The 19,369-nt window shown below is 65.6% G+C and carries 20 protein-coding genes; 15 read left to right on the top strand and 5 right to left on the bottom strand.

From position 1 onward, the window contains the following. Positions 1-133: 133 nt before the first annotated feature. The gene (locus tag EV665_RS16240; protein ID WP_064333772.1) at positions 134-967 is read right to left on the bottom strand and encodes a glycosyltransferase family 2 protein; all 834 of its coding nucleotides are present in this window, start codon (positions 965-967) and stop codon (positions 134-136) included. 17 nt (positions 968-984) lie between these two features. Then, a complete protein-coding gene (locus EV665_RS16235) occupies positions 985-1,965 on the bottom strand; it encodes an MraY family glycosyltransferase (protein WP_162853080.1) in 981 nt (326 codons plus the stop codon). Between the two features lie 433 nt (positions 1,966-2,398). Here EV665_RS16235 and EV665_RS16230 point away from each other — a divergent pair, with 433 nt between their 5' ends. Together EV665_RS16230 and EV665_RS16225 are read left to right on the top strand one after the other, a co-directional pair. Continuing rightward, the gene (locus EV665_RS16230) at positions 2,399-3,139 is read left to right on the top strand and encodes a class I SAM-dependent methyltransferase (RefSeq protein ID WP_245507733.1); all 741 of its coding nucleotides are present in this window, start codon (positions 2,399-2,401) and stop codon (positions 3,137-3,139) included. A gap of 195 nt (positions 3,140-3,334) precedes the next feature. Then, positions 3,335-3,763, top strand: coding sequence for a helix-turn-helix domain-containing protein (locus tag EV665_RS16225; RefSeq protein ID WP_133034883.1), 429 nt, complete (start codon positions 3,335-3,337; stop codon positions 3,761-3,763). Here the strand turns inward: EV665_RS16225 and EV665_RS16220 are convergent. After that, complete coding sequence (locus EV665_RS16220; protein WP_133034882.1) at positions 3,730-5,034, bottom strand: O-antigen polymerase; 1,305 nt, start codon at positions 5,032-5,034, stop codon at positions 3,730-3,732. The two genes, EV665_RS16225 and EV665_RS16220, sit on opposite strands and share 34 nt — an antisense overlap. Positions 5,035-5,183: 149 nt before the next feature. Then, complete coding sequence (locus EV665_RS16215) at positions 5,184-6,086, bottom strand: LysR family transcriptional regulator (RefSeq protein WP_133034881.1); 903 nt, start codon at positions 6,084-6,086, stop codon at positions 5,184-5,186. 65 nt (positions 6,087-6,151) lie between these two features. Between EV665_RS16215 and EV665_RS33105 the strand changes: the two genes are divergently transcribed. The 6 genes from EV665_RS33105 to EV665_RS16190 all read left to right on the top strand — a co-directional run bounded on the left by EV665_RS33105 (position 6,152) and on the right by EV665_RS16190 (position 10,602). Continuing rightward, a complete protein-coding gene (locus EV665_RS33105) occupies positions 6,152-6,274 on the top strand; it encodes a hypothetical protein (protein ID WP_281048242.1) in 123 nt (40 codons plus the stop codon). Between the two features lie 67 nt (positions 6,275-6,341). Further along, positions 6,342-7,118, top strand: a complete 777-nt coding sequence (locus tag EV665_RS16210) for a 5-oxoprolinase subunit PxpA (RefSeq protein WP_133034880.1) — start codon at positions 6,342-6,344, stop codon at positions 7,116-7,118. Between the two features lie 23 nt (positions 7,119-7,141). Further along, positions 7,142-7,384 (top strand): acetyl-CoA carboxylase, encoded by a 243-nt coding sequence (locus EV665_RS16205; RefSeq protein ID WP_064333778.1) that lies wholly within the window; start codon positions 7,142-7,144, stop codon positions 7,382-7,384. After that, positions 7,381-8,766 carry an acetyl-CoA carboxylase biotin carboxylase subunit gene (locus EV665_RS16200; RefSeq protein ID WP_133034879.1) on the top strand — a complete coding sequence of 462 codons (1,386 nt, stop codon included), beginning with the start codon at positions 7,381-7,383 and terminating at the stop codon, positions 8,764-8,766. Before EV665_RS16205 ends, EV665_RS16200 begins: the two co-directional genes overlap by 4 nt. After that, positions 8,766-9,641 carry a 5-oxoprolinase subunit B family protein gene (locus EV665_RS16195; RefSeq protein WP_064333780.1) on the top strand — a complete coding sequence of 292 codons (876 nt, stop codon included), beginning with the start codon at positions 8,766-8,768 and terminating at the stop codon, positions 9,639-9,641. The genes EV665_RS16200 and EV665_RS16195 overlap by 1 nt, the downstream gene beginning before the upstream one ends. Continuing rightward, positions 9,631-10,602, top strand: a complete 972-nt coding sequence (locus EV665_RS16190) for a 5-oxoprolinase subunit C family protein (RefSeq protein ID WP_133034878.1) — start codon at positions 9,631-9,633, stop codon at positions 10,600-10,602. Before EV665_RS16195 ends, EV665_RS16190 begins: the two co-directional genes overlap by 11 nt. Positions 10,603-10,927: 325 nt before the next feature. On the opposite strand, the gene EV665_RS16180 is transcribed toward EV665_RS16190, so the two are convergent. After that, positions 10,928-11,938 (bottom strand): GntR family transcriptional regulator, encoded by a 1,011-nt coding sequence (locus EV665_RS16180; protein WP_133034877.1) that lies wholly within the window; start codon positions 11,936-11,938, stop codon positions 10,928-10,930. A gap of 550 nt (positions 11,939-12,488) precedes the next feature. Here EV665_RS16180 and EV665_RS16175 point away from each other — a divergent pair. The 7 genes from EV665_RS16175 to EV665_RS16145 all read left to right on the top strand — a co-directional run bounded on the left by EV665_RS16175 (position 12,489) and on the right by EV665_RS16145 (position 19,363). Beyond that, positions 12,489-13,562, top strand: coding sequence for an ABC transporter ATP-binding protein (locus EV665_RS16175; protein WP_133034876.1), 1,074 nt, complete (start codon positions 12,489-12,491; stop codon positions 13,560-13,562). Positions 13,563-13,607: 45 nt separating this feature from the next. Further along, on the top strand, positions 13,608-14,513 hold the full coding sequence (locus tag EV665_RS16170) for an ABC transporter permease (protein WP_064333784.1): 906 nt from the start codon (positions 13,608-13,610) through the stop codon (positions 14,511-14,513). A 3-nt stretch (positions 14,514-14,516) separates the two neighbouring features. Continuing rightward, positions 14,517-15,362, top strand: a complete 846-nt coding sequence (locus tag EV665_RS16165; protein WP_133034875.1) for an ABC transporter permease — start codon at positions 14,517-14,519, stop codon at positions 15,360-15,362. After that, the gene (locus tag EV665_RS16160) at positions 15,362-16,096 is read left to right on the top strand and encodes an SDR family NAD(P)-dependent oxidoreductase (RefSeq protein ID WP_210234645.1); all 735 of its coding nucleotides are present in this window, start codon (positions 15,362-15,364) and stop codon (positions 16,094-16,096) included. Before EV665_RS16165 ends, EV665_RS16160 begins: the two co-directional genes overlap by 1 nt. 14 nt (positions 16,097-16,110) lie before the next feature. Next, on the top strand, positions 16,111-16,878 hold the full coding sequence (locus EV665_RS16155) for an SDR family NAD(P)-dependent oxidoreductase (protein WP_133034873.1): 768 nt from the start codon (positions 16,111-16,113) through the stop codon (positions 16,876-16,878). A gap of 99 nt (positions 16,879-16,977) precedes the next feature. After that, a complete protein-coding gene (locus EV665_RS16150) occupies positions 16,978-18,210 on the top strand; it encodes an ABC transporter substrate-binding protein (RefSeq protein ID WP_064333788.1) in 1,233 nt (410 codons plus the stop codon). A gap of 58 nt (positions 18,211-18,268) precedes the next feature. Continuing rightward, positions 18,269-19,363 carry an ABC transporter ATP-binding protein gene (locus tag EV665_RS16145; RefSeq protein ID WP_133034872.1) on the top strand — a complete coding sequence of 365 codons (1,095 nt, stop codon included), beginning with the start codon at positions 18,269-18,271 and terminating at the stop codon, positions 19,361-19,363. Positions 19,364-19,369: the final 6 nt, after the last annotated feature.

Raw genomic sequence — 19,369 nt, 5'->3', positions numbered from 1 at the left:
GAACGGGCCTCCTCGATGTTGAAACGACTGCGCCGATCCACCTCGTCCCGGGTGCGACCGTCAGGAGCCGGAGCCTCGTCCTTCCTTCTCCTGACGGCGGCCTTGGGAGGCGGTGGGCCTCCCCTGACCCCGGTCATACCGGCAGGCCGCTTTCGCGTCGCCGCAGCTCCTCGGTCTTGATGACGATCATGTATTCGTAGGCCGCCAGCAGCCGGCAATAGTGATAGCCTTCCCGGCCATCGAGGAAGCCACCGCGCACGACATACATGTAGAGGAAGCGGGCAGCGGGGCGGAAGGGCAGCCGCATGGCGAGTTCCTTCAGCGCACGCCGGCGCGTCTCCGGCACATGGCTCAGCACATCGCGCCAGGGCACATGTTTCTCGCGCAGGCTGGCGATCGTCTCGCGCGCCTCGGAAGAGGAATAGCGGTTGTGCTTGTCGTACCAGGCGGTCATGCCCTTGTTGAAGCTGTAGTGGATGAAATGCGCATTGAGACGCCCTTCCGGGCCGTCTGAAAGGCAGCGCGAATGCGCCTCCCGCTCGTAGCGCACGCAATCGGGCCGCACGAGCCGGGTGATCCAGGTCGGGTAGAGGCTGCTGTGCTTGATCCAGCGCCCCATGAACATGTTCTTGTAGCGGATGCGGAAGGAGGTCTCCGGCCGTGTCGGGTCGCGGACGATGGCCAGCATCTCGTCGCGCAGGTCCGGCGGCGTGATCTCGTCGGCGTCGGGCGTGTAGACCCAGGGGTATTTGTATCGGATCTCCTTCAAGCCATAGGTGCGCTGCCCGGATTCCGTGTCGTGCACCCGCTGGTAGACACGCGCTCCCGCGGCGCGCGCGATTTCCACCGTGCGGTCGGTGCTGTAGGAGTCAAGCACCACGATGTCGTCGCACCAATCCAGCGAAGCGAGGCAGGCAGGCAGGTTCCGCTCCTCGTTCAGCGTCATGATGAGCACGGAAATCGACATGGGCTCGTCTCCGCCGGTCACAGATGCAGATGGATCGGGGGCCGCGCGACGCGGTGGCGCGCCGTGGCTTCGACGGCCAGCACGAAGGCCGTATGGGCGAAGGCGACGAAAAAGAGGCCGATCGTCATCACCGATGCCGGCAGGCCGGCGACAAGACCGGCATAACCGACGCCGCCGCACAGGAACGACACCGCGATGATGGTGTAGCTCGCAGCGGCCGGTGAAAGGCCCGTGTCGATCAGCAGGTGGTGCAGATGCCGCCGATCGGCCGACATCGGGTTGCGATGATCGAGCATGCGGCGCACCATCAGGCTGAGCGTGTCGATGACCGGCACGACGACCAGCCACAGCAGAACAGGGAAAGGCAGGCCCTCCGTCCCGTTGGAGAGGTGCAGAACAAGATAGGCGATGATCGCCCCAAGGGTGGTGCTGCCGGCATCGCCCAGATAGACGGACGCCCTCGGCCGCCACGGGCTCCGCGCATTGAAGATCAGGAAGCCGCCGATCGCCGCGATCAGCGCCATGACGGGGAAGACAAGCCCTTCCTCGCCGAGATGGACCGCAAGAAGGAGGATCCAGACCAGGGCGGCTGCGGCGCTGCCGCCCGCAAGGCCATCGACGCCGTCCATCATGTTCCAGGCGTTGACCAGCCCGACGATGAATATGGCGGAGAGGATGAAAAGGCCTACCGCCCCCCCGATCGCTTCCGGCGGCAGCAGATCGCCGAGGGACAGCCGGCCAAGATCTTCCGTGGAGATCAGGGCCAGCGCGATCAGGACCTGCGCCAGGAAACGGGTGCGGGCAGGCAGGGGAAACCGGTCGTCGACGACGCCGAGAACCGTGATCAGGCCCATCGCCACCCAGAAGCCAGGCCCGAGGCTCAAAGGTTCCGACAGAAGGGAAATCCCTGCGAAGGACAGGAAGATCGCGATGCCGCCGCAAAGCGGAACGGCGCCTTCATGAAGCTTGCGGTGATCCGGCAGGTCGATCAGGTGCAAGGGGACCGCAAGCCGGCGCAGGAAAATGATCAGAAAGGCACTCAAGGCAAGGGAAGCTGAACTTTCAAGCAGCAGGAAAACCATAGGATCCCCCTCGTTGCGGCGCTCACCGTTCATCATCACGGTGTTTGGCCGGCGATGAAGCATAGCGAGAGACCCCGGGGCCTGAACATTCGAGCAAAGGGGGAAGAGACGAGAAGTAAAACACCGGAAGATGTTTACACGCTCTGGTTTTCTACCTCGTTTCCCCCACGCACTCCGCCTTTTGGCCGAAGCAGGGGCATGTGCGGTCACCGCCTCCTACGCCGCAACCCGGCTTTCCCGTCGGTTTGGTGCCCGGTTTTGCGGGGAGGGCGCCTTACCACCAATGGCGCAAGGCGCTGCGCCGAAAGGACAGATGGCGCGCCTCCGGCGGCGACCGCATGCTCGCCGCATGGAAACGATCGAGAGCCAGCGCACGTTCTGGAATGCATGGAACGCCGAAAATCGCGAGGCGAGCGTCGGCGAGATATCGCGCCGCCAGGCCGAGATCGTTCTGGACTGGCTGGGCAAGCTCGACCGCGACGACCTGGACATCATCGAAGTCGGCTGCGGCACGGGATGGCTGTGCCCGCACCTTGCCCGCTTCGGCCGGGTCACCGGCACCGACCTGTCGGACGAGGTGCTGCGGCGTGCGCAGCTTCGCTGGCCCCATATCAAGTTCATCGCAGGTGATTTCGCCGCGCTGCCCCTTTGCGAGGAAGCCTATGACGTCGTGGTGAGCCTGGAGGTTCTCTCGCATATTGCAGACCAGCCGGCCTTCATCGCCCGGATCACGCGGCTCCTGCGGCCGGGCGGCGTTCTGCTTCTTGCTACGCAGAACAGGACCGTTCTCACCGAGCGCTGCCATGTCCCGCCGCCCCAGCCCGGCCAGTTGCGCAACTGGGTGAACAGGCGTGAGCTTCAACATCTGCTGGAAGCCGGCTTCCATGTCGAGCGGCTCGTTTCCGCCAGCCCCGTCGCCCACAAGGGGCTGCGCCGCATCCTGGCCGGCCGAAGGTTGAACAACGCCCTGAGAACCATCGTCGGCGATCGCTGGCGCGACCTTCTGGAGCGCCGTGACTGGGGCTGGACGCTGATGGCGATGGCGCGCAAGCCCGGACATCGGGTTGCCGGGCAAGGGTGCACGGGCTGACGTTTCACCGCGCCAGGCTTCCGCTGAACCGCACTTCAACAGCCGTCACGCCTTACCCGATCGGCCACCGGCCGGCAGTCTTCCCCCATCGGCGCGTGAGGGCAGTGCTTCACCGCGCGCGGTGAATAAAAAAAGCCCGATTCGCGTTGTTGAATGGGCTTTAGCCTATCGATGACTATCATGCGGGAGTCATAGATGAAGCTGCGTCAGAGTTCTCCAGATTTAATTCGAAATAATAATGTCGTGGTCAGTGGTGAAACGAGGAAAATTGCTGATTTCCTGAGAAGAATTGCATTGGAGATAGAACAAGCGGGCCATGAGGATGTATGTATCCCCTCTCAGATCGGGCCGTTCCTGGAAATAGACGGAAACAGAGTATGCCTGTGCATTCTGGACCAGTCGCGCATGGCCGCGGCACAGGTGAGCAATGGTCTTCTGTCCACCTTGTCTCGACGCCAGCACGAGATTCTCATGGAGCTGGTGAAAGGGCATTCGGCAAAAACCATTGCCGAGCATCTCGGCATTCATCCAAGAACCGTCGAAGCGCACATATACAGAATCTACCGGAAGACCGGCACCCATGGAATCGTTCAGCTCATGGAGGTTTTTTTCGCGCAGTTGTAGCGCTTTTCCAGAATGGGGGAAGAACGGTCGTTCGTCGCCCTGGGGGCGGGGATACGCGCGAAGATCAGCACTGGTATCATGAAGAGCGCGATATGCACCCAGGCGATGGCGATCTCGTTCGTGAAATGGGTCACGGCGAGCATGGCCGGTATGACGGACAGCATATAGAGCAGCTGCATGGCCGTATTGCCCTGCATGGCGCATGAATAGATCCCTGCCAGCAGGGCCGCGATCAGCGCGAATTTCAGGCATCCGAAATAGGAAAACGATGCGAAGGCGTCCATCATGCCCGTCGGCGTCGTTCCCGGCGCCGGTTCATAGCCGACCGCGTATCGCAAGGGGTTGCGAATGTAGAGCGCTTCCTTGCGCGCCGAGCCGACGAGCTGGGCCGGCACATAGGAATGGACCAGCGTGTTCCAGTGGGTCGAACCGAAATCATAGGCGTTGTTTTCGGAGACATAGGAAAGGGAGAACGCGAGGTTGCGGAATTCCGGGCCGCCTTGCTGGATGAGCTTGCGCCAGTTTTCCGCAAGGTTGATGTCGAGAACCGCGCGCCAGTTCGGCGCGCCGCTGTAATAGGTCGCCGCCCGATATTCGCCGGCGGCGAGCAGGCCGACGACGGCGAAGACCATGCTCGACGCCACGACATGACGGGGTACGGCATATCGCCGGTGAAACCACAGGGCGAGCGCTATCATCAGAGCGAGTTCGGCCGCCTCGCCGCGCCGTCCGGCGATCACGATGCGGTCGAAGTAGAACACGCAGTCGAACAGGATGATCCAGAGCGCCATCGGCGAGCGACGGCGCGCGAAGCACAGGAGCGCGATCGCCAGCCCGTAGGTCAGGAGCTTGGCGAAGAAGAGATATGCGACCGCGGTTCCGGTGAGAAAGCCGCGGAGGCGCTGTTCATCGTCGAGCTGGCCGAACTTGTGAAAGAAATACGCTCCGGCCAGCGACAGCACGGCGGAACAGGCAAGCAGCCGCTTTTCGCTGAATGTGGCGTTCCAGCCCGGTTTCGAATGCCGCCCGAGCTCCCAGCCGATAGCGCACATCATAAGGCACAGCCAGGAAAAGAAGATCGCACGCGTCAAGGCGCCGTCCTGCGGCATGAAGCGATCGTTGATGAGCCCGGGAATCTGCGGCAGGACGAATGTCAGGAACATGGCGGCGGCAAGAAACGGAAAACCGTAAAATCCGCCGCGCTTCCAAAGCCCCCAGCCCAGAAAGGCAAGGGACGTCAGCAGGAGAAGCACTGTGCCGATCCATGCCATGGCGAACCTCCGGCCGGTGGTCTCGCATGATTGCGACGAGACGCCCGCCGGCGCAACACAGCCGTTCGACGTAGCGAATGCCGGCGCCTGCCTCTCAAGCCGGTGTGGCGCACGCGGACATCGAGCCCAGGCCTGCCGCCTGCTGCCGGTCACCGTTCCGGCAGATGGAAGGCCTGCTGGAAATAGGAGCGGAAGGCGAGCATGGGCGGGGAAAGCTCCATTTTGCGCCGCCAGGCGAGGCCGACATCCATGGCGGGCACGGCATCGCTGATATTCACCGTCTCGATGCGCCGGCCCTCCAGCGACCAGGGCCGGTGCACCATGTCGGAAAGGATCGCCACGCCCTGGCCGTTGGCGACGAGCGAGCGCACCGCCTCCACCGAGGAGGTGCGCAGGATGACGCGGGGCTGGTAAGGCGTCGTGCTCCAGTATTTGAGGGCGGAATGCGCCGCCTCGTCCACCGTCAGCATGATGTAGGGCTCCTCCGCGATTTCCTTCAGCCCCACCGTCTCGGCCTGCAGCAGCGGATGCTGTGCCGGCAGCCAGAGGCGGCGCGTCGAGCTCAGCACCTTCTCCGTCACCAGCGCGGGATTGAGGATGTTGGAGGTGAGCAGCACCGACATGTCGTAGCGGTTGCTCAAAAGCCCCTCCTCGATCGATTCGCGATTGAGCTCGAAGAGCTGGATGTCGAGCTTCGGGAAGAGGCGCCGCAGCCGCTCGATATGCAGCGGCAGGAAATAGCCGATGACCGTATAGGTCGCCGCAACCGTCAGCGTGCCCTCGATCTCGCTGCTGACGGCATTGAGGTGCACCGCCTCGTCGACCTTCTTCAGGATCTCGTAGGCATGCGACAGGAACTGCCGGCCGGCCGGCGTCAGGTCCATGCCGTGCGGCGTGCGCAGGAAGAGGCCGACGCCCACCGTGCGCTCCAGTTCCTTGATCGCCGTCGTCACCGCGGACTGCGAGATCGACAGGTCGACGGCGGCCTGCGAGATCTGCCCGAGCTCGGCCGTCGCGACAAAGTAGCGGATCTGTCTGAGGCTGATCGTCAAGGCTGTGCTGTCCCTTCTGATTTATTGCGGCAAGGTATCGGAAAATCAGAAGGAGCGATATCGAAATGGGCATGGCGCTGCACCATTGCGGGCGTTCTGCGCATATCCATTTGATTTCCCGTATTTTTGCGCCGCAACAAAAAGAGGCAACGGGTTCTGATTTTCAGAATTCATATATAGAAAAATAGAATTTTTCAAAAGGCGGAAAACGACCTAGCGTTTCCCCGTCGGGAAAAGCAGGCGAGGGAAGAGACAGTGCGCGAGGTCGTCGACATCAATTGCGACATGGGCGAGGCCTTCGGCCGCTGGCGCGTCGGCGATACCGACGATGCCGCCCTGATGCCGCTGATCAGCTCGGCCAATATCGCGACCGGTTTCCACGCCGGCGACCCGAACCTGATGGACCAGACCGTGCGGCTTGCCGCCGAGCACGGCGTCGGTATCGGTGCCCATCCGGGCTACAACGACCTGCAGGGTTTTGGCCGCCGCAAGATCGCCGGCACCGCCCGGGAACTCGTCAACGACATCATCTACCAGGTCGGTGCCATCCGGGAATTCGCCCATCGCCACGGCGTGCGCCTGCAGCACGTCAAGCCGCATGGCGCGCTCTACATGGAGATGGCCGCCAATCCGGAGTTGTCGCAGATCTTCGTGCAGTACATGCGCACCGTCGAGCCGAATGCCTACATCTTCTGCATGGGCGGCTCGGCCACCTGGCGCGCAGCCGGGGAGGCCGGCCAGCCGGTCGTGCGCGAATTCTATGCCGACCGGGACTATGACGACAGCGGCTCCATCGTCTTTACCCGCGATGCCGGCCGGCCCGATCCGGCGGCGATCGCCCGCAAGGTCTTGCGCGCCTGCAAGGAGGGCAAGGTCAGGACGGTGACGGGAAACGACATCGCCATCGACTTCGAATCCATCTGCTTCCATTCCGACACGCTCGGCGCCTTCGACATCGTGCGCCAGATGCGCGAGGCGCTGGTGGGGGCGGGCATTCGCATTGCGCCGGTCTCGAACGTGGCCGGGCGCTGACGTCATAAAGTGGAGAGAGAACCATGAGCAAGATCGAGATCAGATCGCCCCTGCCGGGCACCTTCTACCGGGCATCCTCGCCGGACGTCCCGCCGTTCAAGGCGGATGGCGACGCCGTTTCGAGCGGCGATGCGATCGGGCTCATCGAGGTGATGAAGACCTTCCAGGAAGTGCCGGCCGGCGTTGCGGGCAGGAACATCACCTTCCTCGTCGACAACGAGGAGCCGGTCATGGCGGGCCAGGTCATCGCCGAGGTGGAGGCATGACCATCCGCTCGATCCTCGTTGCCAACCGCGGCGAGATCGCGGTGCGCATCATCCGGGCGGCCAGGGCGCTCGGCATCCGCACCGTGCAGGTTCACAGCGCGGCGGATGCTGACATGCTGGCGGTCAAGCTCGCGGACGCCGCCGTCGACATCGGCTCGCCGGCGCCGAAGAAGTCCTATCTCAACATAGCGGCGGTGGTGGACGCGGCGAAGGCCGCCGGCGTCGATGCGGTGCATCCCGGCTACGGCTTCCTCTCGGAAAATGCCGATTTCGCCGATGCCGTCGAGGCGGCGGGCATGATCTTCATCGGCCCGAAGGGCGACGCGATCCGCCTGCTCGGCGACAAGGTCGCGGCGCGAGCCGTCGCGGCGAAGGCCGGCGTGCCGACGGTGCCGGGCAGCGCGGGACGCCTTTCGACGATCGAGGAAGCGCGGGCCGTGGCGGAAAGAACCGGCTTTCCGATCATGATCAAGGCGGCGGCAGGCGGCGGCGGCCGCGGCATCCGCATCGCTGCCGACCTTGCCGACCTGGAGCGCCATTTCCCGCAGGCCTCCGCCGAGGCGCTCGCCGCCTTCGGCGATGGCGGCCTCTATCTGGAGAAGGTCATCACCCGGGCGCGCCATGTCGAGGTGCAGATCCTCGGCGACGGGCAGGATTTCATCCATTGCTTCGAGCGGGAATGCTCGCTGCAGCGCCGTCGCCAGAAGGTGTGGGAGGAGGCGCCGTCCTTCCTGCTGCCGGCGGATGTGCGGACGCGGCTTTGCGACAGCGCCGTGGCGCTCGCCCGCGCGGTCGGCTATCGCGGCGCCGGCACGGTGGAATATCTTTATGACGAGGCGACGCGGGAATTCTACTTCATCGAGGTGAACACCCGCATCCAGGTCGAACATCCGGTGACGGAGATGATCACGGGCATCGACCTCGTCGAGGAGATGATCCGCATCGCCGGCGGTGCGCCGCTGTCGATCCGCCAGGCGGATGTCGCGGCCGAGGGCCACGCCATCGAATGCCGCATCAATGCGGAAGACCCTGCCAGGGGGTTCATGCCCGCGCCGGGAACGATCACGAGGCTCGTCGTGCCTGAGGGCGAGGGCATCCGCTTCGATACGATGCTCTACGAGGGCTACACGATCCCGCCCTTCTACGATTCGCTCGTCGGCAAGCTCATCGTCTGGGCCGAGACGCGCGAGGCTTGCTTCGCACGGCTGAAGGGCGCGCTGGAGGGGCTGGTGATCGAAGGCATCCCGACGACGATCCCGCTGCATCTGGCGCTCGCCGCGGACGACAGCGTCCGGCGCGGCGCCTTCGACACTCGTTTCCTCGAACACTGGCTTGAAACCGAATTCGCCGCAAGGGCCGGCGCGACTGCGGAGGTTGCCTGATGAGCATCCGATACACATTTGGCGGCGACGAGCACCTCTTCGTCGAATGCAGCGAGGAGATGTCGCTCGAAGCCTTCTTCAAGAGCCTTTCCATGGCGAAGGGCGTGCGCGAGAGCGGCATTAAGGGCGTGACGGAGATCTGCCCGGCCAACGCCTCCTTTCAGGTGAAGTTCGATCCCGACCTCATCCATCCCGACGACATCCTGCGGGAAGTGAAGGCGATCGAGGGCGCGGCGGAAAAGGCCGAGCCCGTGCTGAAGACCCGCATCGTCGAGATCCCCGTCTTCTACAACGATCCCTGGACGCACGAGACGCTGATGCGCTTTCGCGAGCGCCACCAGGAGCCCTCGGGCACCGACCTCGACTATGCCGCGCGCATCAACGGCTACGGCTCGGTCGAGGATTTCGTCGGCGCCCATTCCGGCTCGCCCTGGTTCGTCTCCATGGTCGGCTTCGTCGCGGGCCTGCCCTTCATGTACCAGATGGTCGAGCGAAAGCGGCAGATCCAGGTGCCGAAATACCTGCGGCCGCGCACGGACACGCCGAGGCTGACAGTCGGCCATGGCGGCTGCTTCGGCTGCATCTATTCGGTGCGCGGGGCGGGCGGCTACCAGATGTTCGGCATCACGCCCATGCCGATCTTCGACCCGGCGCAGACGACCAGTTATCTCCGCGATTTCATGGTCTTCTTCCGCCCCGGCGACATCGTCAAGTTCAAGCCGATCGATCGCGACGCCTATGACCAGGCGGTGGAGGATGTCGACCGGGGCCGTTTCGCCCCGCCCATCCGCGAGGTGCGTTTCGACCTCCGGGACTTCCAGAAGGATATCGACGGCACCAACGCCACGCTGGAGGGCATGCTCCATGGCCATTAAGGTTCTCCACCACGGTCTTGCGACCACTGTCCAGGATCTCGGCCGGCCCGGCTATTTCCATCTCGGCATCCCCGTCGGCGGGGCGATGGACCGTTTCGCCATGCGCGCGGCGAATTTGCTGGTCGGCAATGACGAGGGCGCGGCGGGGCTCGAGGCCGTCTTCATCGGCCCCAAGCTGGAATTCACCGAGGATGCGCTGGTCGCCGTCACCGGTGCGGACATGCCGGCCAAGGTGGACGGCGTTGCCCAGCCCGGCTGGACGGCCTTCAAGGTGAAGGCGGGCCAGACGCTGACCTTCGACTTCCTGAAGTCCGGCGCGCGCATCTTGATCGCGGTCTCCGGCGGCATCGATGTGCCGGAAGCGCTCGGCAGCCGCTCGACCTATCCGATCGGCGCGCTCGGCGGCCACAAGGGCCGGCCGCTTGCCGCGGGCGACGAATTGCCGGTCGGGAAGGCAAGCCTTTCCGGCGAGGGGAGAACGGTGCCCGAGGCGCTGCGCCGCAAGCCGGGCCTGCCGGCGGCGCTGCGCGTCGTGCCGGGCCTCTACTGGCATCGCCTGACCGAGGCGTCGCAGGAGAACTTCTTCGCCGACGAATGGAAGGTGGCGAACGAGGCCGACCGCATGGGCTATCGCTTCAAGGGCGGGCGCAAGCTGGATTTCGTCGCGCGAGACCAGCCCTTCGGGGCGGGCTCCGATCCGTCGAACATCGTCGATAGCTGCTATCCCTATGGCTCGATCCAGGTGCCCGGCGGCACGGAGCCGATCATCCTGCATCGCGACGCCGTCTCCGGCGGTGGCTATTTCATGGTCGGCACGATCATCTCCGCCGACATGGACCTGATCGGCCAGCTCCAGCCCCACACGCCGACCCGTTTCGTCAAGGTGACGATGGAGGAGGCGCTGGCGGCGCGCAAGGCCCGGCAGGCGAGCCTCGCGCAGCTGCGCGAAGCGCTGGCATAGGGGAGGGGCGATGCGACCGGCCGCCGCGCTCATGACGAGACATGTCCTGCCCGGCGGGGCGGGGTCATTGTCCGTGCAGCGAGGGCGGCCTGGTCGTGGCGTTACGAGGCACCCCCCTCTGGCCTGCCGGCCATCTCCCCCTCAAGGGGGGAGATCGGCAAGAGGCGAAAACCTTGCTCAATTGGCAACTTTGGAGATTGGCGGAACGGTGCCCCATCCAATCTCCCCCCTTGAGGGGGAGATGGCCGGCAGGCCAGAGGGGGGTGGACGGCATGACCCGGCCTCTTCGCGGGAGGCGGGCGGACGCCTTGCGATCCGCTGCTTCTCAATCCAGCACGGGTGTCAGATACGCCGCCGTGACGCCCGGCCCGGGGATGATCGCGACGATCTTCATCTGGGCGATGGTGCGGTTCAGCGAGGCCTCCAGATGGGTCTCCATCATCGAGACGGCCGCTTCCGTCGCCCCGCGCAGCAGAAGCTCGCCGACCAGCCGCAGCTCCGTGATGATCGCGGGATCGCCCGGCAGGCCGAGGCGGCGCAGCAGCCGGTCGGTGGCCGTGACGGGCAGGAGGTTGTTGCGCACGAGATCCTTCAGCCGCTCGTTCGGCGCGGCGAGCACGCAGCATTCGATGAATTCGGTCTGGATCGCCTCGCTTTCGCGCAGGGAGCCGGCGGCGCTCGCCTCCTCGGCGGCGCGCAGGCGCTTCAGCAGCGCCTCCAGCCGCGCCTGGTTGACGGCACGCGCGCCAAGACGGATCGCCGGCGGCTCCAGCATGGTGCGCAGCACGAAATGGTCCTTCACCGTCTGGGCGGTCAGCGGCCCGGCGATCCAGTGCGAGCTCTGGTTCTTGCGCACGAGCCCCCGCTCGCGCAGGCGCGTCAGCACGTCGCGCACCACGGTGCGGCTGACGTTGAAATGGGTGGCGAGCTCCATCTCGATGATGCGGTAGCGGCCGAACACCACGCAGCCGGCGACGTCCGCCTCGACCTGGTTGTAGATGCGCTCCCAGGAGGAGCGGCTTTGCAGCGCCTCGTCCGCATGGCGCGGCACGATGAGCCCGAGCGCCTTGATGTCCGTGCGGTTCGGCTCGATGCCGGCGCCCGGCGGGCCGACCAGGAAGCCGCGGCCGGAAAAGCGGTGCACCAGCCCCTCCGCCTCCAGCGCCTGCAGCGCCCTTTGCACCGGCGCGCGCGAGGTCTGCAGGATGTCGGCGATCGGGCCTTCCAGGAGCACCAGGCCGGGTGGCAGCGTGCCCGCTTCGATATTGCTGCGCAGCACGTCCTCGGCGATCGCGTAGCGTCGCTGGGTGCCGGTGGCTGCCTGCTCGTCCTTCATGGGGTCCTGATCCGTCGGCCTCGTGGAGGGCAGCACTCTGCCGCATTCTCCGCCGCAAGGAAAGGATGGCATAAATGATTATTGAATACAAAATTTGAAGATAGCCTCGGCAGTTCTTCGAGCACGAAAGATGACGGCGCGCTATCGCTGGTCGCGCCACCATGGCGGTTCGGTCGCCGAATTTATAGGCGAAAGCGGTGAACTTTGCGCATAATGCGCGGAAATTCGCCAGAAGACGTGGAAAGCCTTGGTGCGAGGACGACGTCTCCGCAGCCGGAAATTCATGAGCAAAATGCCGGAACGGCCCCGCGATAGAAATTTCTAAAAAGTCTATTGAATACAAAAATCATTTATGCCATGGTTTTGACAACAAGACGCCCGGAAGAGGCGTCGACAGTGGAACAAAACGAAATGCTCAGGATCGACGCTGCGCCGCGCATCTGACCGATGCGCGAACGGGAGCCTCTTGCCCTCTCCGACGGCCTCTTCGCGCCCGGGGATGCGGAGCCCCGTGCGCCGAAGGTCCTGGCCGGAACTGGTGGGAACAGAGGTGTCAGCCGTCCTCCAATTGAAGAATGTGCACAAGGCCTTTGCCGGCGTGCCGGCGCTTGCGGGCGTCGATGCGGCGCTCATGGACAATTCCTATGTCTCGCTGCTCGGGCCGTCGGGCTCGGGCAAGACGACGCTGTTGCGCGTCATCGCCGGCTTCGAGCAGCCGGACGGCGGGGAGATCCTCTTTGCCGGCAGGCGCATCGACGGCGTGCCGCCGCATGAGCGCGGCATCGGCTTCGTCTTCCAGAATTTCGCGCTCTTTCCGCATCTGAGCGTCGCGCAGAACATCGCCTTCGGCCTCGAGAACCGCGCCGTCGCCCCGGTGACGGACGCGAAGGCCGTCACCGCCCGGGTGCGCGACATGATCGGCCTCGTCGGGCTCACGGGCCTCGAAGACCGCGCCGTCACGCAGATCTCCGGCGGCCAGAAGCAGCGCGTGGCGCTCGCCCGCACGCTGGTGACGGAGCCGAGCATGGTGCTGCTCGACGAGCCGCTCGGCGCGCTCGACGCCAACCTGCGCACGCGCATGCGCGGGGAGCTCCGCACCATCCGCGAGCGCTGCGGCGTCACCTTCCTCCACGTCACCGGTTCGGAGACCGAGGCGCTCGCCATGGGCGACACCGTGCTGGTGCTCGATCGCGGCCGCATCGCGCAAGCGACGGATGCCGGCACGCTCTACAGCCGCCCGGCCTCCGCCGACGTCGCGCGTTTCCTCAATTGCTACAACATCTTTTCCGGCGCGGTCTCGGGCAATGTCTTCGAGAGCCCCGTCGGCCGCCTGGCGCTCGGCGGCGTGCGCCAGGCATCCGGCAGGCCGGCCTACGCCATCCGCTACGACCGTGTTGCGATCCGCCCGAGAGATGCGGCGGCCGCTGGCGACGAGGTGCGCATCGAGGCGAGCTTCGTCGCCAGCGAGTATTCCGGCGCGGCGATCAACTCCTTCTTCACGCTCGACGACGGCCGCGTCTTCGAGGTGGAGACGCATCTCAGCCATGCCGCGCCCGAGGCCTTCGAGGAGAAGGCCCGCTACGCCCTCGTCTGGAAACGGGAGGACGCCCTTGTCTTCGTTTGAGAACCCCGTCGCCGGTCCCGCCCCTGTCCACCCGGAGAATGAGAGATGACGATGGCCGCCACCAGCCATGACACGCCCGTCGAAACGGCGGCGCCTTCCACCCGCAGGCAGCCGGACCGCACCTATTGGCTGCTCGCCCCCGGCGTCCTGTGGATGCTGCTCTTCCTCGTCGCGCCCATCCTGATGATGGTCTACGTCTCCTTCTGGACGCAGACCACCTTCAAGATCGAGCCGACGCTGACGCTGAAGAGCTGGATCACCTTCTTCTCCTCCGACACCTATCTCGGCGCGCTCTGGACGACGGTCCGCATCTGGCTGATCGTGCTCGTCTCCACCCTCCTCGTCGGTTATCCGGCGGCGCTCTTCGTCGGGCTCTTCGTCAAGAACAAGACGCTCTCGACCGCACTCCTGGTGCTCTGCGTCATCCCGTTCTGGACCTCCTTCCTCATCCGCGTGCTCGCCTGGCGGCCGATGCTCGGCAAGGAGGGCGCGATCAACATGATCCTGATGAAGCTCGGCATCGTCACCCAGCCGATCGAGGTGCTGCTGTTCTCCGAACTCTCCGTCATCATCGGCATGACGCAGATCTATTGCGTCTTCATGGTCGGGCCGATCGCCTTCATGCTCGGCCGCATCGACCCTTCCGTCATCGAGGCGGCGCAGGATCTCGGGGCGAGCTTCTGGCGGATCTTCAGAACCATCATCCTGCCGCTCTCCATGCCGGGCGTGGTGGTGGGCGCGATCTTCGTCTCCGTGATGGTGCTCGGCGAATTCGCCACCTCGGCCGCGCTGTCCGGCCGTAAGGTCAACCTCCTCGGCAACATCATCGTCACCCAGGTAGGGTCGCTGAAATGGGCCTTCGCCGCGGTCGCCGGCGTGGTGCTGACCATCCTGATGGGCGCGGTCGTCGCCGCGCTGCTCAGGGTCGTCGATCTCAGGAAGGAGCTCTGAGCCATGAACGCTTCCGGCATCAAGCTCGGCCTCGGCCTCTATACGACGCTGTTCATCGTCTTCCTTTACGGCCCGCTCGTCGTGCTCGCCATCCTCTCCTTCCAGACCGGGCCGGAAGGTGGGCCGCAATTCCCGATCATCGAATGGTCGACCTACTGGTACAAGCACCTCTTCGGCCTCACCCCGCCCTCGCGCATCGCGCCGCTGCCGATCGAACAGGCGCTGGTGCGCTCGCTGGCGCTCGCCGTCATGACGATGATCGTCTCGACCGTGCTCGGCGTCACCGCCGCCCAGGCGTTCCGCAAGAAGTTTCGCGGCTCGGGCGTCGTCTTCTATCTCATCGTGCTCGGCATGATGGTGCCCGGCGTGCTCGTCGGCCTCGGCATGGCGCTGGTCGCCAACACGCTCGGCGTCGACCGCCACTGGTGGGGCACGGCCTTCGTGCTGCATGTCGTCTACACCTTCCCCTTCGCCTTCCTCGTCATGCTGGCGATCTTCAACCGCTTCGATCCGAGCGTGGAGGAAGCCGCCTGGTCGCTCGGCGTCACCCCGGCGCGGACCTTCCGCAAGATCACCTTCCCGCTGATCTTCCCCGGCGTGCTCTCGGCCATGCTCTTCGCCTTCACGCTCTCCTACGACGAATTCTCGCGCACGCTCTTCGCCTCGGGCCGGGACCTGACGCTGCCGCTCGCCATCTACGGCACCTTCTCGGTGGAAGTGCATCCGAACGTCTTCGCCTTTGGCGTGCTGACCACGCTGTTCTCCTTCGCGTTGCTCGGCACCTATGCCGTGCTGATGGGCCTGTCGGTGCGCCGCGCCAAGCGCATGGCGATCCAGGAGGAGGCGTGATGGCGGGCGCAGCTCTCGTCACCGGCGCAGGCTCCGGCATCGGCCGCGCCATCGCGATGAAGCTCGCGGCGGACGGTTACGCCGTGACGGTCAACGACCTCTCGTCCGAGCGCGCCGAGGCGGTGGCGGACGAGATCCGCGTGGCGGGCGGCAAGGCCGTCGCCGTGGCGGGCGATGTCTCCGGCGAGGCGGATGTCGCGGCCATCCATCTTGCCGCCGTCGCGGCGCATGGCGATGTCACGCTGCTCGTCAACAATGCCGGCATCGCCCATCAGGCGTTGTTCGAGAACCTCGATGTCCGCGATTTCGACCGCATGTTCGCCGTGCATGTGCGCGGCACGTTCCTGATGACCAGGGCCGTGCTGCCGGCGATGCTCTCCGCCGGGGCGGGCGTCATCGTCAACGTCGCCTCGCAGCTCGGCCAGATCGGCGGCGTCGAGCTCGTGCACTATTCCGGCGCCAAGGCCGCGATCATCGGCATGACCAAGGCGCTTGCCCGCGAGGTTTCCGCCCGCGGGGTGCGCGTCAACGCCGTCGCGCCCGGCCCGATCAACACGCCGCTCGTCATGCAGCTTTCGGAGGACTGGCGGGCCGCCAAGCGGGCGGGCCTGCCGCTCGGCCGTTTCGGCGAGCCGGAGGAGGTGGCCGAGACCGTCGCCTTCCTCGCATCCCCCGCCGCCAGCCTCTTCGTCGGACAGACGCTCGGGCCGAATTCCGGCGACGTCATGCTGTGAACCCGGAGATATCCATGACCAAAGAAACGAAACGCATCGTCATCGTCACAGGGGCCGGCATCGGCATCGGCGCGGCCACCGCGAAGGCGTTTGCGGCCCTGGGCGACCATGTGGTCGTCACCGACATTCTTGAAAGGGAAGGCCGGGAGACGGTGGCGGCGATCTCGGCCGCGGGCGGCGCGGCGGAGTTCCACCTCTATGACGTGCGCTCGACGGAGGCGACCGACGCGCTGGTCGCCGATGTCGAGGCGCGGCACGGCCGCATCGACGTCGTCGTCGCCAATGCCGGCATCGCGCACCGCACGAAGCTGGCCGACCTCACCGACGAGAAGTGGGACCTCACCTTCGACATCGACCTCAAGGGCATCTTCCGCCTCGTGCGGGCCGCCGCGCCCGGCATGCGCGCCCGCCGGTCGGGGGCGGTCGTCGCGCTCTCCTCCATCATGGGCGTCGCCTATGGCTGGGACGAGCACGTGCACTATTCGGCGGCCAAATCTGGCGTCGTCGGCCTGGTGCGGGGCCTTGCCGTCGAGATGGCGCGCGACGGCGTGCGGGTGAACGGCATCGCGCCCGGCTACATCCGCACCGCGCAGCTTCTCTCGGAGGAGAACTCGCTCGGGCCCGCGGGGGCGGAGAAGGCGGCGGAGTTCATTCCGATGGGGCGGCTCGGGACCGGGGAGGACATCGCCGATGTCGCCGTGTTCCTCGCGTCCGACAGCGCGAGATACATGACCGGCCAGGTGCTGGTCGTGGATGGCGGCCTCCTGGTGGGCCGGTACTGAGCAATCCCGGCAAGCATGTGCAGCGGTTTGCGCCCGGAATTGCAGACAAAAAGGAGCCGCGGGGCGGCTCCGGGGAACGATAACAACTGGAGAAGAGACATGTTCAAGTCGGAAATCAATCGCCGCTCGCTCCTCAAGCGCTCGGCCGGGGTGATGGCGCTGGCGATGGGCGGCGGCACGCCGTTCCTCTCCTCACGCATGGCCTTCGCGCAGGCCGCTGACCTCGCCGGCCAGCAGCTGCGCACCATCGGCCTTTCCGTGACGGTGCAGGAGCGCATCCTCGAGGAGTTCAAGAAGGCCTCCGGCGTCGGCGGCACCTCGGGCACCGCGGCCACCTTCCCGGACGCGCAGACGAAGATCCTCTCGGGCTCGAAGGACTACGACTGCTGGGAGATCATCGCCGAGCGCCTGCCCTCCATCGTCATGACCGACAATGTCGAGACGATCCCGGCCGCCTCGCTGAAGAACTGGGCCAATATCCGCGACACCTTCACCACGGCGAGCGACAAGTGGGACCGTGCCGCGCAGATCGTCGGCCAGATCTGGGCGGACGAGGGCCAGACCGTGCTCAACATGGTGCCTGCCGTCTACAACTACGATTCCATCGGCTACAATCCGGATGTGCTCTCCGACGAGGAGGCCAACACCTGGACGGCGATCTTCGATGCGAAGTGGAAGGGCAAGTCGGGCCTCAACACCGACCCGCTCATCGCCTTCGGCCAGGCCATCATGGCGATGAACACGCTCGGCCTGTCGGATGTGAAGAACCCCGGCAACCCGACCGCCGCCGAGATCGACGAGGCCGCCGCCTTCCTCGTCTCCAAGAAGAAGGAAGGCCAGTTCCGCGCGCTCTGGGGCGATTTCGGCGAGCTGGTCAACCTGATGGCCTCGGGCGAGATGGTCGTCTGCGACGCCTGGCAGCCGGCCGTCATGGCCGTCAAGGCGCAGGGCAAGGCCTGCAAGTACGCCGTGCCGAAGGAAGGTTATCGCGGCTGGGCGATCGGTCCCTCGATGATCGCCGGCACGGCCAACCGCGACGCCGTCATCGCCTATGCCGACTACTGGCTCTCGGGCGAGCCCGGCATCACTGTCTCCGAACAGGGCTATTATTCGCCCTCCACCAACATCAAGGATGTCATGTCCCCGGAGAAATACGCCTTCTGGTACGAGGGCAAGCCCTGGGTCGGCGCGGAGGAGCGCGGCATCAAGGAGGGGGACCTGCGCGACGGCGGCTCGCTGGAGGAGCGCGCAAAGAACGTCGCCTACTGGCACCAGTGGCCGGACGAATACGACCACCTCATCCAGAAATGGGACGAGTTCCTCAACGCCTGATCCCAAGACGAAGGACCGGGGCGCGCGTGGCCCCGGTCCGCGACCGGAGATTTTCCTGATGCTGTTCGACCTCGAACTCAACAATGTCGGCAAGGTCTATGACAATGGCACGCCCGCCGTCATCGACTTCAACCTGTCCGTCCGCAAGGGCGAGTTCATCGCCTTCCTCGGCCCGTCCGGCTGCGGCAAGACGACGACGCTGCGCATGATCGCCGGCTTCGAGGGCATTTCCTCCGGCGACATGCTGATCCGCGGCGAGCGCATGAACGACGTGCCGCCGCAGCGCCGCCCGACATCGATGATCTTCCAGAACTACGCGCTCTTCCCGCATATGAGCGTGCGCCGCAATGTCGGCTACGGGCTGGAGGTCAAGGGTGTTCCCAAGGGCGAGCGCGAGGCGAAGGTCGACCGCATCCTTGCGACGCTCGGCCTTCAGGACATCGCCGAGCGCAAGCCGGAGAAACTCTCCGGCGGCCAGCGCCAGCGCATCGCGCTCGCCCGCGGCCTCGTCGTCGAGCCGGATATCCTGCTGCTCGACGAGCCGCTCGGCGCGCTCGACGCCAATCTGCGCAAGGCCATCCAGAACGAACTGAAGCTCTTGCAGAAGAGCCTCGGCGTCACCTTCATCTTCGTCACGCATGCCCAGTCGGAAGCGCTGGCGCTCTCCGACCGCATCGTGGTGATGAACCAGGGCCGCGTCGAGCAGGTGAGCCCGCCGCACCAGCTCTATACCCGCCCGAACACGCCCTTCGTCGCGCAGTTCATCGGCCGCAACACCGTGCTTTCGGGCGAGGTCGCGGGCAGCGAGGGCGAGGACGTGGTGGTGACGACGGGCATCGGCACGCTTTCCGGCCGCGCCAACGGCGCGCTCGCCGAGAAGGGCCGCGTCAATCTCGTCGTGCCGGCCGAGGCGATCGAGCTGCATGCGGCGGGCGAGGGGACGCTGTCCGGCGCGAAGAACCGGGTGGACGCCCGCATCGAGCGCTCGGAGGTCGTCGGCCATATCGCGCATCTGACGGCGCGGCTTCAGGACGGGCGGGCCGTCGCGCTCGAAGCCCATGTCGACAAGTACCGCCCGGGCGCGTTCCCGGCCGGAACCCCCGTTCTTTTGAGCTGGAACCCCGCCGAGGCGACGGTCATCCCGGCCCATTGATCCTTT

Source organism: Shinella granuli (assembly GCF_004341885.1).
GTDB lineage: Bacteria > Pseudomonadota > Alphaproteobacteria > Rhizobiales > Rhizobiaceae > Shinella > Shinella granuli.
This window is presented reverse-complemented; position numbering and strand designations above follow the sequence as displayed.